At 69.5% G+C, this 13,641-nt stretch carries 13 protein-coding genes; 10 read left to right on the top strand and 3 right to left on the bottom strand.

What is annotated here, in order from left to right:
- Window positions 1-122 precede the first annotated feature (122 nt).
- From ACRAKI_RS27975 to ACRAKI_RS27955, 5 genes are all read left to right on the top strand, one after another.
- Window positions 123-1,304: a branched-chain amino acid ABC transporter substrate-binding protein gene (locus ACRAKI_RS27975; protein WP_447003478.1), complete on the top strand. Its 1,182-nt coding sequence runs from the start codon at window positions 123-125 to the stop codon at window positions 1,302-1,304.
- Window positions 1,305-1,427: 123 nt separating this feature from the next.
- A complete protein-coding gene (locus ACRAKI_RS27970) occupies window positions 1,428-2,390 on the top strand; it encodes a branched-chain amino acid ABC transporter permease (RefSeq protein ID WP_447003477.1) in 963 nt (320 codons plus the stop codon).
- Complete coding sequence (locus tag ACRAKI_RS27965; protein WP_447003476.1) at window positions 2,387-3,550, top strand: branched-chain amino acid ABC transporter permease; 1,164 nt, start codon at window positions 2,387-2,389, stop codon at window positions 3,548-3,550. Before ACRAKI_RS27970 ends, ACRAKI_RS27965 begins: the two co-directional genes overlap by 4 nt.
- Window positions 3,551-3,582: 32 nt before the next feature.
- Window positions 3,583-4,323: an ABC transporter ATP-binding protein gene (locus tag ACRAKI_RS27960; protein WP_447008535.1), complete on the top strand. Its 741-nt coding sequence runs from the start codon at window positions 3,583-3,585 to the stop codon at window positions 4,321-4,323.
- Complete coding sequence (locus ACRAKI_RS27955; protein WP_447003475.1) at window positions 4,313-5,017, top strand: ABC transporter ATP-binding protein; 705 nt, start codon at window positions 4,313-4,315, stop codon at window positions 5,015-5,017. Before ACRAKI_RS27960 ends, ACRAKI_RS27955 begins: the two co-directional genes overlap by 11 nt.
- 21 nt (window positions 5,018-5,038) lie before the next feature.
- Here the strand turns inward: ACRAKI_RS27955 and ACRAKI_RS27950 are convergent, their stop codons facing one another.
- Entirely contained in the window at window positions 5,039-5,602 is a 564-nt protein-coding gene (locus ACRAKI_RS27950; RefSeq protein WP_447003474.1) for a DUF4352 domain-containing protein, read from the bottom strand.
- A 68-nt stretch (window positions 5,603-5,670) separates the two neighbouring features.
- Window positions 5,671-6,093, bottom strand: a complete 423-nt coding sequence (locus ACRAKI_RS27945; protein WP_447003473.1) for a hotdog fold thioesterase — start codon at window positions 6,091-6,093, stop codon at window positions 5,671-5,673.
- A 52-nt stretch (window positions 6,094-6,145) separates the two neighbouring features.
- Between ACRAKI_RS27945 and polA the strand changes: the two genes are divergently transcribed.
- A complete protein-coding gene (gene polA / locus ACRAKI_RS27940; protein WP_447003472.1) occupies window positions 6,146-8,821 on the top strand; it encodes a DNA polymerase I in 2,676 nt (891 codons plus the stop codon).
- Window positions 8,821-9,441: a hypothetical protein gene (locus ACRAKI_RS27935; protein WP_447003471.1), complete on the top strand. Its 621-nt coding sequence runs from the start codon at window positions 8,821-8,823 to the stop codon at window positions 9,439-9,441. The genes polA and ACRAKI_RS27935 overlap by 1 nt, the downstream gene beginning before the upstream one ends.
- 50 nt (window positions 9,442-9,491) lie before the next feature.
- On the opposite strand, the gene ACRAKI_RS27930 is transcribed toward ACRAKI_RS27935, so the two are convergent.
- Window positions 9,492-9,944 (bottom strand): winged helix-turn-helix transcriptional regulator, encoded by a 453-nt coding sequence (locus tag ACRAKI_RS27930; protein WP_447003470.1) that lies wholly within the window; start codon window positions 9,942-9,944, stop codon window positions 9,492-9,494.
- An 87-nt stretch (window positions 9,945-10,031) separates the two neighbouring features.
- Here ACRAKI_RS27930 and ACRAKI_RS27925 point away from each other — a divergent pair, with 87 nt between their 5' ends.
- The 3 genes from ACRAKI_RS27925 (at window position 10,032) to ACRAKI_RS27915 (ending at window position 13,263) form a co-directional block, all read left to right on the top strand.
- Window positions 10,032-10,535, top strand: coding sequence for an N-acetyltransferase family protein (locus ACRAKI_RS27925; RefSeq protein ID WP_447003469.1), 504 nt, complete (start codon window positions 10,032-10,034; stop codon window positions 10,533-10,535).
- 14 nt (window positions 10,536-10,549) lie between these two features.
- A complete protein-coding gene (locus tag ACRAKI_RS27920) occupies window positions 10,550-11,851 on the top strand; it encodes a hypothetical protein (protein ID WP_447003468.1) in 1,302 nt (433 codons plus the stop codon).
- Window positions 11,852-11,964: 113 nt separating this feature from the next.
- The gene (locus ACRAKI_RS27915; protein WP_447003467.1) at window positions 11,965-13,263 is read left to right on the top strand and encodes a Gfo/Idh/MocA family protein; all 1,299 of its coding nucleotides are present in this window, start codon (window positions 11,965-11,967) and stop codon (window positions 13,261-13,263) included.
- Window positions 13,264-13,641 lie beyond the last annotated feature (378 nt).

Genomic DNA, 13,641 nt, shown 5'->3' with positions numbered 1-13,641 from the left:
ACAGAGCAGTAAGACCACCTGTTCATCGAACTCATCTGAAGCTACGTTCCTGCCCTAACCCAGCCCTCGTGTGAGGGCATCCGCCTACCGGCGGGATGGTTGGTGTCATGGGAGGTATTCCGGTGTCAGGAGCACGACTCGGCCGAGTTCTGGCGCTGGCGGCGGCTTCGTCGCTGGTGCTCGCGGCTTGCGCCGGCGGCGGTGGCGGCGGCGGCGACGAGGCGGGTGGCGAAGTCACCTCGGTCAAGATCGGGTTCATGGGTGACCTCACCGGTGAGAACTCGGCGATCGTGATCCCGCCGCGCAACGGCGCGAAGATGGCGATCGACGAGTACAACGCCACGAACCCCAAGGTCAAGATCGAGCTGGTGCCCTACGACAGCCAGGGCAAGCCCGACCAGGCGACCTCGCTGATCACGAAGGCAGTCACCCAGGACAAGATCGTCGGCCTCATCGGCCCGGCCTTCTCCGGTGAGTCGAAGGCCATCGGCGGCCAGCTCGAGGAGAGCAAGATCCCCAGCATCTCGCCGTCCGCGACGAACCCCGGTCTGGCGCAGAACGGCTGGACCTACTGGCACCGCGTCGTCGCGAACGACGACGACCAGGGCCCCGGCATCGCCGACTTCCTCGTGAAGGCGAAGAGCCCCAAGAAGGCGTTCGTCCTGTCCGACGACCAGGAGTACAGCGTCGGTCTGGCCGACGCCGTCGCCAAGTCGTTCGAGGGCGCGGGCGTCACGGTCGAGCGGGACAAGTTCGCCAAGGACGCGTCCGACTACTCGTCCACCGTCACGAAGGTCGCCGCGTCGAGCCCCGACGTGATCGTCTTCGGCGGTTACTACGCGCAGGCCGGCCGGCTGCTCAAGCAGCTGCGCGACGGCGGCGTCACGGCCACGTTCGCCTCCGGTGACGGCTCGCTCGACCAGCAGCTGGTGACCGGTGCGGGCGCCGCGGCGGCCGAGGGCGCTGTCCTCGCCTGCCCGTGCAACATCCCGTCCGCGGACGTGACCGGCCCGTTGAAGGAGTTCTTCGACAAGTACAAGGCCGCCAGCAACGCCGACCCGGCGATCTACTCCACCGAGGGCTACGACGCCGCGACGGCGTTCATCAAGGCCGTCGACGCGGGCAACACCACCTCGGAGAAGATCAACGAGCACCTGAAGACGATCAGCTTCGACGGCATCTCCAAGCCGATCAAGTTCAAGGCGAACGGCGAGCCCGAGAACAACGCCATCTTCATCTACCAGGTCAAGGGCGGCGTCCTCAAGCTGCTGGGGCCGGCGGAGGAAGCGAAGCTCGAGGGCTGATCCGGAACGGATCGGCACGCAAGCTAGCGAGTTGGGGAGCGGGAGCGTCGTGGGAACGATGCTCCCGCTCCCCACCACTATGGCTATGTTCTCTCCCCCGCCCGTCTCGTGAGGCAACCTGTCATGCTTGATGATCTCCTCAACCAGTTCCTACCCAGCACGGTGGGCGGACTGGTGTTCGGCTCCATCTACGCGCTGATCGCCTTGGGCTACACGATGGTCTACGGCGTGCTGCGCCTGATCAACTTCGCGCACTCCGAGATCTTCATGATCGGCACGTTCACGTCGCTCGTGGTGATCACCGCGATCGCGCCCGCGTCTCCGCTGACCGGGTTCGCGCTGCTCGGCGTGATGTTGTTGATCATCGTGCTGTCCGCCGCGATCTCCGGTGGAGCCGCGATGCTGCTGGAGGTGGTGGCCTACCGGCCGCTGCGCAAGAAGGGCGCCACCCGGCTCACCGCACTGATCTCCGCGATCGGCGCCTCGCTGTTCCTGCAAGAGCTGTTCGCGCTGGTCATCATCCCGTGGCTGACCGGCAAGCCCGGCCGCAACCAGCAGTCCGCGCCGCGCATCGTCGACCGCGACACCGTGTTCACCGTCGGCAACGCGGCGATCCGCACGGACCACATCATCGTCATCGTGGCCGCCGTCATCATGATGATCGCGCTGGACCGCGTGGTGAACCGCACCAAGATCGGCCGCGGTATCCGCGCCACCGCCCAGGACCCCGAGGCCGCCGTGCTCATGGGCGTCAGCATCGACAACATCGTGCGGGTCACGTTCCTCCTCGGTGGGTCGATGGCGGGCGTCGCGGGCGCGCTTTACCTCATGGAGTTCGAGAACACCGTCTTCAACGTCGGTTTCGTGCTCGGTATCAAAGCGTTCACCGCGGCCGTGCTCGGCGGTATCGGCAACCTCCGCGGCGCACTGCTCGGCGGTATCGTGCTCGGCCTCATCGAGAACTGGGGCGCGATCTTCCTGGGTTCGGAGTGGAAGGACGTGATCGCGTTCACCGTGCTGGTGGTCGTGCTGATGTTCCGACCGACCGGCATCCTCGGCGAATCCCTACAGAAGGCCCGCGCATGAAAGGCAACGGAGTGACTGGCAACGCGAATCCGTTGAGGCGCGTGGGCGCCCTGTTCGACGGCGCCCGCGAGTGGTGGGAACGCGCCAAGACGTGGCAGCGGTACCTCGTCTACCTCGCCGCGATCGTGTTCGCGCTGGTGCTGCCCGCGCCGTGGATCGGCAGCTTCATGTCGCCCGGCTCGGACTGGACGACGGTGCTGATCTACCCGATCGGCACCTACATCCTGCTCGCCATCGGCCTGAACATCGTGGTCGGCCAAGCGGGCCTGCTCGACCTCGGCTTCGTCGCGTTCTTCGCCATCGGCGGCTACTCGGTGGCCTACTTCGGCACCCAGTACGGCTGGAACTACTGGGCGACGGTGGCGTTCGGCATCCTCATCACGGCGGTGTCCGGCGTCATCCTCGGCGCACCGACGCTGCGGTTGCGCGGCGACTACCTCGCGATCGTGACGCTCGGCTTCGGTGAGATCGTCCGCATCACGGCGAACAACACCGACGAGATCGGCGGCGCGCGCGGCATCACGAACATCCCGCACCCGACGGACATCCCCGGTGTGGTCGAGTTCGCGCTCCTGCCCGCGCCGTACTACTACCTGATGGTGGCCGCCATCGTGGTGGTGATCATCTTCTCGGTGCGGCTGCAGAAGAGCCGGGTCGGCCGCGCGTGGGCCGCGATCCGCGAGGACGAGGACGCCGCCGAGCTGATGGGCGTGCCGACGTTCAAGTTCAAGCTGCTCGCGTTCGCCACCGGCGCCATGATCGGCGGCCTGGCGGGCGGCATCTACGCGGGCAAGGCCGTGTTCATCGAGCCGAACACGTTCCCGTTCATCCTGTCCGCGACGATCCTCGCCGCGGTCGTGCTCGGCGGCTCGGGCAACCTACCCGGCGTCATGCTCGGCGCGTTCGTCATCGCCTGGCTGCCGGAGCGGTTCCGCGAGGTCGAGTGGCTGAAGAACGCGCTGGGCCAGGACCCGGCCGAGTACCGCATCCTGCTGTTCGGCGCCGTGCTGGTGCTGATGATGGGCCTGAAGCCGGAAGGCCTGCTGCCCTCCCGCAGGCGCAAGGCCGAACTGCACGAGGGCACCGGCGGCATGGGCACGATGGGTGCCGAGGTCGCGGGTCCGGACACCGATGTGACCACGACGGAGGCGGCCAAGTGAGCACTCCCGTCCTTCAGCTGGACAACGTGACCATGCGCTTCGGCGGTGTGGTCGCCCTCCGCGAAGCGAAGATCAGCATCAACCCGGGCGAGATCTTCGCCCTGATCGGTCCGAACGGCGCGGGCAAGACCACCGTGTTCAACGTGGTCACCGGCGTCTACCAGCCCACCGAGGGCCAGGTGCTGTTCAACGGCACGCGGATCGACGGCACCAAGCGGTTCAAGATCACCAAGATGGGCATCGCCCGCACGTTCCAGAACATCCGGCTGTTCCACAACATGTCGGCGCTGGAGAACGTGATGGTGGGCGCGGACGCGCACCACAAGACCGGTGCGGTCGGCGCGACGCTGGGCCTGCCCTGGCACCGCAAGGAGGAGAAGCGCGGCCGTGAGGTGGCCCGGGAGCTGCTCGACTTCGTCGGCATCCCCGGCCGGATGAGCGAGACCGCGAAGAACCTGCCCTACGGCGACCAGCGCCGGCTGGAGATCGCCCGCGCCCTGGCCACGGACCCGAAGCTGCTCCTGCTGGACGAGCCCGCGGCCGGCATGAACCCGGCCGAGAAGGAATCGCTCCAGGCGCTGATCCGCAAGATCCGCGACAGCGGCCGGACCGTGCTGCTGATCGAGCACGACATGAGCCTGGTCATGGGCGTCAGCGACCGCGTGGCGGTGCTGGACTTCGGCCAGCTGATCGCAGAAGGGCTCCCGCAAGAGGTGCAGAACAACCCGAAGGTCATCGAGGCCTACCTGGGGGTGTCCGAAGATGCTTCTTGAGATCAAGGACATCCACGTCCACTACGGGAAGATCGCCGCCATCAAGGGCATCAGCCTCGAAGTGGGCGACGGCGAGATCGTCTCGCTCATCGGCGCCAACGGCGCGGGCAAGACGACGACGCTCAAGACGGTCTCCGGCCTGCGCCCGCTGACCAGCGGCCAGATCCTGTTCAACGGCGAGGACATCTCCAAGATGCCCGGCCACAAGCGGGTCGTCGCCGGCATCGGCCAGTCACCGGAAGGCCGCGGCGTGTTCCCCGGCATGACGGTGCAGGAGAACCTCCTGATGGGGGCGTACACCCGGAAGGACCCGCTGGACGCGGACCTGGCCGAGGTCTACGAGCTGTTCCCGCGGCTCGCCGAGCGGAAGAACCAGTTCGGCGGCACGATGTCCGGCGGCGAGCAGCAGATGATCGCCATCGGCCGGGCCCTGATGACCAAGCCCAAGGTGCTCCTGCTCGACGAGCCGTCGATGGGCCTCGCGCCCATGCTCATCGCGCAGATCTTCGAGATCATCAAGGAGATCAACAAGCGCGGCACGACCGTGCTGCTGGTGGAGCAGAACGCGCAGCAGGCGCTGAAGCTCTCCCACCGCGCGTACGTGCTGGAGACCGGCCGGGTCGTGAAGAGCGCCCCCGGCCCGGAGCTCCTGGACGACCCGCAGGTGCGCGCCGCGTACCTCGGCGGTCACTGAGCGTCCGGGACCCCGCTGGCCCTACAACTGGGCCAGCGGGATCTCGGTGCCCGACTCGTCCTTCAGGTCGGTCAGCGTCGGACCGCCGTACACCCGGAGGGCCAGCGGCTTCGCGTCCTGGGGCAGGTCGTAGTAGACGTCGTACTCCAGGCGCACGTTCGCGCCGAGGTCGATCGTCTCCGGCTGCCGCTTCACGTTCATCGCCTGCGAGTCCACCTGGTACTCGGCCTCGCGGTGGTCGATCATCACGTGCCGGCGCGCGTCGAACGACACGCTGCTGCGACCGTTGTTGATCACGCTCATCCGGATCCGGACGAACTGGCCCTTGGCCTGGTACTCGGCGTGGCTGCCGATCAGCATCGGCATCTCCGCGGTCATCCCGAGCAGCGTGAACGCCGTGTCGCCGTCCGGCGTGGTCGGGATCTTCAGCACCTTCTCGTCCGGCCGGACCGCCTGCTCCGGCACCGGGTACGTCGGCGCGGGGGACGTCACCGACTGCGGGCCCGCCTCGACCGGGATCCCGCCGCACGCCGACGTGAGCCCCGCCACCAGGACCACGGACAACACCGCCACCAGTCGACGCACGCGCACCTCCACCTCACGGGTTCCCTGCCCGGGGGTATTCCACGCCCGCGGACGATAGGACCGCATGTTCACGCTTTAGGGGCGTCCTTGAGGAAGCACGTGAGCCGGGCCGTGCACGCGCGGCGCCCCTGCTCGTCGGTGATCGCGATCTCGTACGTGGCGGTGCTGCGACCGCGGTGGATCGGCGTGCACACGCCCGTGACGACACCCTCCGTGACACCCCGGTGGTGCGTGCAGGACAGCTCCAGCCCGACCGCCAGCCGCTCCGGCGCCGCGTGCATGGCCGCCGCGATCGAGCCCAGCGTCTCCGCCAGCGCCGCGTTCGCCCCGCCGTGCAGCAGCCCGTACGGCTGCCGGTTGCCCTTCACCGGCATCGTCCCGACCAACCGCTCGGCATCCCATCGGGTGATCTCGATGCCGAGCCTCGCGGTCAGCTGCTCGTGGGCGGCGTCCTGGTCGGCGCCGGGAACGTCCTCGGGTGCTGGCGTCACGTGTGCTCCACTCGGTGCGAGACTGTCAGACCCTCACCCTAGACTCGCCGGCGTGAGCACTTCTGAAGCCTCCCGCCTGCTGCTGGTCGACGGCCACTCGATGGCCTACCGGGCGTTCTTCGCGCTGCCCAAGGAGAACTTCCAGACCGGCACGGGCCAGACCACCAACGCGGTCTACGGCTTCACCTCGATGTTGATCAACCTGCTGCGCGACGAGAAGCCCACCCACATCGCGGTCGCGTTCGACGTCTCGCGCAAGACCTTCCGCAGCGAGGCCTACGCGGAGTACAAGGCCGGTCGCAGCGAGACGCCGCAGGAGTTCCGCGGCCAGGTCAGCCTCATCGAGGACGTGCTCGGCACGCTGTCCATCCCGGTGCTCTCGAAGGACAACTACGAGGCCGACGACCTGATCGCCACGCTCACCACCCAGGCGACGGCGGCGGGCTTCGAGGTGCTCATCTGCACCGGCGACCGCGACGCGTTGCAGCTGGTCACGGAGAAGGTGACGGTGCTGTACCCGGTCAAGGGCGTGTCCGAGATGGCCCGATACACCCCCGAGTTGGTGCTGGAGAAGCAGGGCGTGCCGCCCGCGCTGTACGCCGACTACGCGGCGGTCCGCGGCGACTCGTCGGACAACCTGCCGAACACCCCCGGCGTCGGCCCCAAGACGATCGTGAAGCTGCTGACCCAGTTCGGCTCGCTCGACGGCCTCATCGACCACGTGGACGAGGTGCCCGGCAAGGTCGGTGACGCGCTGCGCGCCAACCTGTCCAACATCATGCTCAACCGGCAGCTGACCGAGCTGGTCAAGGACGTCGAGCTGCCGCTCGGCCCGGCCGACCTCGAAGCCAGGCCGTGGGACCGGGACGCGGTGCACCGGCTGTTCGACGAGCTGGAGTTCCGGGTCCTGCGGGACCGGTTGTTCTCGACCCTGTCCACCGCCGAGCCGGAGGCCGAGGAGGGCTTCACGGTCAGCGGCGGCCCGGTGCCGGTCGGCTCGCTGGCGTCCTGGCTCGACGCGCACGCCCGGTCCGGCCGGGTCTCCGTCGCGTTCCGCTCGTCCGGCGGCGACCTGGAGGGCCTGGCGCTCGCCGCGGTCGGGGGCGAAGGCGGGTACGTCGAGGTCGCGTCGCTGACCGAGGAGGACGAGAACGCGCTGGCCGCGTGGCTGGCCGACGAGTCGGTGCCGAAGGCGGCGCACGACCTGAAGCTGCCGCTGCGCCTGCTGCGCGGGCGGGGCTGGAAGCTGCGCGGCGTCACCAGCGACACGGCGCTGGCGGCGTACCTCGTGCGGCCCGGCCAGCGGTCGTTCGCGCTGGACGACCTGGCGCTGCGCTACCTCAAGCGCGAGCTGCGCGCGGAGGAGCCGGACGACGGCCAGCTGTCGCTGCTGGCGGACGAGGAAGAGGAGCGCGAGAAGGTCGCGCAGTCGACGATCGTGCGGGCGTTCGCGGTGGGCGAGCTGGCCGACGCGCTGGACCGGGAGCTGGTGGCCACCGGCCAGGAGTCGCTGCTGGCGTCGCTGGAGCTGCCGCTCATGGTGGTGCTGGACGAGGTGGAGGCGGTCGGCATCGCGATCGACGCCGAGCACCTGGCGGCGTTGGAGGCGCACTTCGCGGCAGGCGTGAAGCAGGCGGCGCAGGACGCGTACTCGGTGATCGGCAAGGAGATCAACCTCGGCTCGCCGAAGCAGCTGCAGACGGTGCTGTTCGACGAGCTGCAGATGCCGAAGACGAAGAAGACGAAGACCGGGTACACGACGGACGCGGACGCGTTGCAGAGCCTGTTCGAGTCGACGCAGCACCCGTTCCTGCAGCACCTGCTCGCGCACCGGGACAAGACCAGGCTGAAGTCGACGGTCGACGGGCTGCTCAAGTCGGTCGCCGACGACGGGCGCATCCACACGACGTTCCACCAGACGATCGCGGCGACCGGGCGGCTGTCGTCCACCGACCCGAACCTGCAGAACATCCCGATCCGGACGGACGAGGGCAGGCGCATCCGCGAGGCGTTCGTGGTCGGTCCGGGGTTCGCCGAGCTGATGACGGCCGACTACAGCCAGATCGAGATGCGGATCATGGCGCACCTGTCCGAGGACGAGGGCCTGATCGAGGCGTTCCGCAGCGGGGAGGACCTGCACACGTTCGTCGCGTCGCGTGCGTTCTCGGTGCCCACGTCGGAGGTGTCGGGCGAGCAGCGCCGGCGGGTGAAGGCGATGTCGTACGGGTTGGCGTACGGGTTGTCGGAGTACGGGCTGGCGCAGCAGCTGCGGATCTCGGCGGCGGAGGCGCGGGAGCAGAAGGAGGCGTACTTCGCCCGGTTCGGCGGGGTGCGCGACTACCTGCACGCGGTGGTCGAGGACGCGCGGAAGAAGGGGTACACCGAGACCATCCTCGGTCGGCGGCGCTACCTGCCCGACCTGACCAGCGACAACCGGCAGCGGCGGGAGATGGCCGAGCGGATGGCGTTGAACGCGCCGATCCAGGGGAGTGCGGCGGACATCATCAAGGTGGCGATGCTCGGCGTGTTCCGCGCGCTGGAGGAGTCCGGGCTCCGGTCGCGGATGCTGCTCCAGGTGCACGACGAACTGGTGCTGGAGATCGCCGAGGGCGAACGCGAGCAGGTGGAGGCCCTGGTCCGGGACCAGATGGGCCGGGCGTACGAGCTGTCGGTGCCGATGGAGGTCTCGGTGGGCGTGGGCCGTTCGTGGGACGCGGCAGCGCACTGATGACGACGGACCTCGACCCACGGCACTCCGACCCACGGCACCTCGGCCCGCCGCACCTCGAAGGGCTGACCGCACCTGCCGTCCGCCCGCCGAACGTGACCGACCGGGAGTGGGCGGGCCTCCTGGCCGTGGGGTGGGCCGGGGCACTGCGCACGCCGGACGGCCGGACCTCGTTCCGGTTGCGCTACCACGGCGAGCTGGTCGAGGGTCGCGTCACCGGGGGAGACGTCACCGGGGAGGACGTGCCCGCGCTGGTGCACGCGGTCGCCGATGACGGTCGGTCGTTCCTGCTCTTCGACGGTGGGGCGCACGGCTACGACGCGTTGTTCTGCGACACCTGGGACGAAGAGGCGCTGGCCGCCCGCACCGCGGACCGCGACTACGTCGACGAGGACGGCGAGGACACCTTCGAGCTGGTGGTGTGGGTCGGCTACAACGTCGACCTGGAGGAGGAGCGGGACTCGTTCGCCGCCGAGGACGACCCGGACCGGGTCATCCTGACCACCGGCACGACCATGCCGTTCGCCACCGCGCGGCGGACCGCGTTCGACGCCCTGTCCATCACCGCGGTGAACGCGCGTGGCCGCGCCTTCGACGTGGTGCAGGAGGAGTTGGCCTGAGTTGCCGGCGGTGGGTGTTCCCCTCGCCGTGACCGTCACCCGTCCCCGGTTTACGCGTGTGGGCGCAGCGGCGTGACCCGGACGTCCCGCGCGGTCAGTTCGGCGCCGCACTCCTCGCACGCCACGTGCACCCCGACGTCCCCGCCGCACGAGCGGTGGTGCAGGTCGAACGACGGGCCGTCGTCCGGCGACATCCACTTGTCGCCCCACTTCCGCAGCGCCATCAGCACCGGGTAGAGGTCGAGGCCCTTCTCGGTCAGCCGGTACTCGTACCGGGTCCGCACCTCCTTGTACGCCTCCCGGCGCAGGATGCCCTCCTCGACCAGCGTGCCCAGGCGCTCGGTCAGCACGCTGCGCGAGATGTCCATCGCCGACTGGAAGTCCTCGAACCGCCGTGTGCCCAGGAACGCCTGCCGCAGCAGCAGCAACGTCCACCGCTCGCCCAGCAGGGCAGCGGGCAGCGACACGGTGCACAGCTCGTCGGCAACCTTCACGTGGGCCATGTCCATCGACAATACCGCCTGAAACCGCTTGCGTTCGAAAAACGGATCCAGCTAGGGTTCGGAATCCGAACTCAAGGGGCGAACGCCATGAAGGTCCGCGAACTGCACGCCGCCGAGGCCGGCGACGCCGTCGACACCGTCTTCCACGGCCTGTCCCCGCAGAGCCGCTACCTGCGGTTCCACGCTCCGATGCCCCGTCTCAGCGCCACGATGCGCCGGCACCTCACCGACCTCGACGGCCGGCGCAAAGCCGCCGTCGTCGCCGAGTGCCGGCGCAGGCCCATCGGCATCGCCCGCCTCGCCGCGACCGGCGACGACACCGCCGAGATCGCGCTCGCCGTCGTCGACCCGTGGCAGCGCAAGGGCGTCGGCACACGACTCATCGCCGCACTCGGCCGTCTCGCCGCCGGCCTGCACTACACCGAGCTGCACGGCGACGTCCTCGGCCACAACGAGCCGATGCTCCGCCTCGTCGCCCGCGCCTTCCCCGGCGCCCGCCTGGTCAGGGACGAGGACGACGTCATCCGGGTCAGCTATCCGTTGAACTACCAGTTGACCCACGAAGACCTGGTGGCGGGCCTCCGGTGGTGAGCACAATGGCCCGCATGCGACGGATCTTCGGGTTGGTGCTCGTCCTGGCACTGCTGGCGCCACCTGCCGCGGCGGCCTCGCCGCCCGGTGACCGGCCGCTCCCCGGCTACACGATCAACAACCCGCCGCTGCCGCCCGCCCAGGTCGGCGGCGAACCGTCACGCGTGCTGCAAGGCGTGCACGAGCACGCCGCCTACATCATCGAGGTCCCGCCGCGCTGGAACGGCCGCCTCGCCATGTGGGCCCACGGCTACCGCGGCGCGAGCACCGTCCTCACCGTCGAGCCGCCCGGTTTCGGCCTGCGCCAGAAGCTCCTCGACCAGGGCTTCGCCTGGGCCGCGTCCAGCTACTACGCCAACACGTACGACGTGAAGGCCGGCGTCCTCGGCACGCACGGCCTGGCCAAGCACTTCCGCAAGCTGGTCGGCAAGCCGAAGGACACGTTCGTCATCGGCGTGTCCATGGGCGGCCACGTCATCGGCCGTTCGCTGGAGCAGTTCCCCGGCTTCTACCGGGGCGCCCTGCCGCTGTGCGGTGTGCTCGGTGACCACGAGCTGTTCGACTTCATCCTCGACTACAACGTCGTCGCCCAGGCCATCAGCGGCATCCGCGCGTGGCCCGCGCCGGACGACTACCTGACCGCGGTCGTTCCGCGCATCCAGGCGGAACTCGGCCTGACCGGCACCCCGAACGAGCGCGGCGCGCAGTTCGTCTCCATCGTCACCGACCGCAGCGGCGGGCCACGTCCGGGCGCGGCGCAGGCGTTCGCGTTCTGGAGGGACTTCCTGTTCGGCCTCGCGGCCGGCTCGTCCGGGGAGGGGCTGGCCGCCAACCCCGGTCAGCTCGCCACCAACGCCACCACCCGGTACGAGCCCAACGCCCCGGTCGACGTGAACCGGGCGGTCGAGCGGGTCATCCCGCAGAACCTCAGGGCACGTCTGACGCCGAAGCTGACCGAGGTGCCCCGCATCGCCGGCCGCCCGACCGCGCCGGTGCTGTCGCTGCACGGCCTGGGTGACCTGTTCGTGCCGTTCTCGATGGAGCAGGCCTACGCGCGGGACGTCGAGCGCAACGATCGCGGGCACCTGCTCGCGCAGCGGGCGATCCGCACGATCAACCACTGCGAGTTCAGCCCGAACGAGGTCGGCACGGCCTGGGACGACCTGGTGACGTGGGTGGACACCGGTCGACGTCCCGCCGGTGACGTCGTGGACGACCCGGCCGCCGTAGCCGCCCCCGACTACGGCTGCCGCTTCAGCGACCCCACCGCCTACACCGCGCCGAACACCACCCGCCGCCTCTTCCCGGCCTGCTAGTCGACCTCCGGCAGGTGCGCGCGGGTGCGGGACCGTGCTCGCGCGCACCTGGCCTTGACGGCGTGCGGGCCGGTCGGGATAGCGTGTGGAAAACGCTTACCTGGAGGCGCGGCATGGCACGCGGCATGGCATACCGGCGCTACGCGGTCGTGGGCACCGGTGCACGGGCGGAGCTGCACATCGACGCCATCGTCGGACACGCGGAGCAGGGGGAACTGGTCGCGTTCTGCGACGTCAACCCCACCCGCATGGCAGTGCACAACGAGCGCCTGGCCAGGCCCGTGCCGACGTACGCCGCCGAGGACTTCCTCCGGATGATCGAGACCGAGCGGGTCGACGTCGTCGTGGTCTGCACCGTCGACCGCCACCACGACACGTACATCGTGGAGGCGCTGGACGCGGGGTGCGATGTCGTCACCGAGAAGCCGATGACGGTCGACGCGGCCGGCGTGGGCAAGGTGTTCGACGCGGTCGAGCGCAACGACGGTCGGGTCACGGTCACGTTCAACTACCGGTACAACCCGGTGCACGAGAAGGTTCGCGAGCTGCTGGCCGGGGGAGCGGTGGGTGAGATCGGTTCAGTGCACTTCGAGTGGCTGCTGGACGTTCGCCACGGCGCCGACTACTTCCGTCGCTGGCACCGTGACAAGGCGAACTCGGGTGGGCTGATGGTCCACAAGGCGACCCATCACTTCGACCTGCTGAACTGGTGGGTCGATTCAGTGCCGGAGGTCGTGTACGCGCACGGGCGGCTGTTCTTCTACGGGGACGAGAACGGTGAACGCCATGGGCATGCTCGGCCCTACGGACGGGTGCACGGTTCACCGGAGGCCGTGGACGACCCGTTCGCGCTGCACATCGAGCGTGACACGTGGCTGCGCCGGCTGTACCTGGACGCGGAGCACGAGGACGGCTACCAGCGCGACCGGAACCCGTTCGCGCCGGGGGTGTCCATTGAGGACGACATGTCTGTGCTGGTCCGGTATGCCGGCGGTGCGAACCTGACGTACCACCTGACCGCCTACTCGCCGTGGGAGGGCTACCGGCTGATGGTGAACGGCAGCAGGGGACGGCTGGAACTGGAGGTCGTGGAGAACACGTGGGTCAGCGGGCAGCAGCCGGCGGTGCACGGCAAGGAGGCGAACCCCGAGGAGGGCTCGGCTCGGCTGACCGTGCAGCCGCTGTTCGAACGCGCCCAGGAGATCGAGTTGGAGTCCGGCTCCGGTGGGCACGGCGGTGCGGACGCGCGGATGACGGAGGTCCTGTACGGCCCACCCGGTCAACCGGACCCGCTGGGCCGCCAAGCCACCCATCGTGACGGAGCGCTGTCACTGCTGACGGGCTTCGCCGCCAACCACAGCTTCGAAACCGGCAACCCAGTCCACGTGACCGACCTTCTGGACCTCCGCTAGGACGACCTCGCGCCGCTATGCCCACCCGGTCGCGCCGAGCCGCCCGGTCGACCCGCTCGCGCCCCAGCCGCCGTGCCAGGCCCAACCGCCCCTCGGCCGACGCGCGCCCGCGCGGCCTGCGCGCCCGCCCGACGTGCGCCTGCGGGCTACGCCTGCCCGTAGGCGCGACCTGTGCGTCTGCCTAACTGCGCGCCTACGGGTCGCGCCTGCCGTAGGTCCGGCCCGCTGCCCGATCGCTGTCCGACTCCTGGTCCGTGCCCGACGCGCCTGCCCGACGCGCCTGCCCGGCCGACCTGTCGGACCAGCCTGTCCGTCGCCCTGCCGACCTGTCCCGCCGCGCCGCCGCCTCCTTCTTTCCCGGCAACGCAACTCGCCCGC

It is taken from the genome of Saccharothrix isguenensis, assembly GCF_052936305.1.
The sequence above is the reverse complement of the archived record's forward strand: the minus strand, read 5'-3'. Positions and strand labels throughout refer to the sequence as shown.

What these genes read in the sequence shown, in the direction of transcription:
- ACRAKI_RS27935 (WP_447003471.1), top strand. Translation starts at nt 8,821, where the DNA reads ATGACGACGGACCTCGACCCACGGCACTCCGACCCACGGCACCTCGGC.
- ACRAKI_RS27960 (WP_447008535.1), top strand. Translation starts at nt 3,583, where the DNA reads ATGCGCTTCGGCGGTGTGGTCGCCCTCCGCGAAGCGAAGATCAGCATC.
- ACRAKI_RS27925 (WP_447003469.1), top strand. Translation starts at nt 10,032, where the DNA reads ATGAAGGTCCGCGAACTGCACGCCGCCGAGGCCGGCGACGCCGTCGAC.
- ACRAKI_RS27965 (WP_447003476.1), top strand. Translation starts at nt 2,387, where the DNA reads ATGAAAGGCAACGGAGTGACTGGCAACGCGAATCCGTTGAGGCGCGTG.
- ACRAKI_RS27970 (WP_447003477.1), top strand. Translation starts at nt 1,428, where the DNA reads ATGCTTGATGATCTCCTCAACCAGTTCCTACCCAGCACGGTGGGCGGA.
- ACRAKI_RS27955 (WP_447003475.1), top strand. Translation starts at nt 4,313, where the DNA reads ATGCTTCTTGAGATCAAGGACATCCACGTCCACTACGGGAAGATCGCC.
- ACRAKI_RS27930 (WP_447003470.1), bottom strand. Translation starts at nt 9,944, where the DNA reads ATGGCCCACGTGAAGGTTGCCGACGAGCTGTGCACCGTGTCGCTGCCC.
- ACRAKI_RS27915 (WP_447003467.1), top strand. Translation starts at nt 11,965, where the DNA reads ATGGCACGCGGCATGGCATACCGGCGCTACGCGGTCGTGGGCACCGGT.
- ACRAKI_RS27920 (WP_447003468.1), top strand. Translation starts at nt 10,550, where the DNA reads ATGCGACGGATCTTCGGGTTGGTGCTCGTCCTGGCACTGCTGGCGCCA.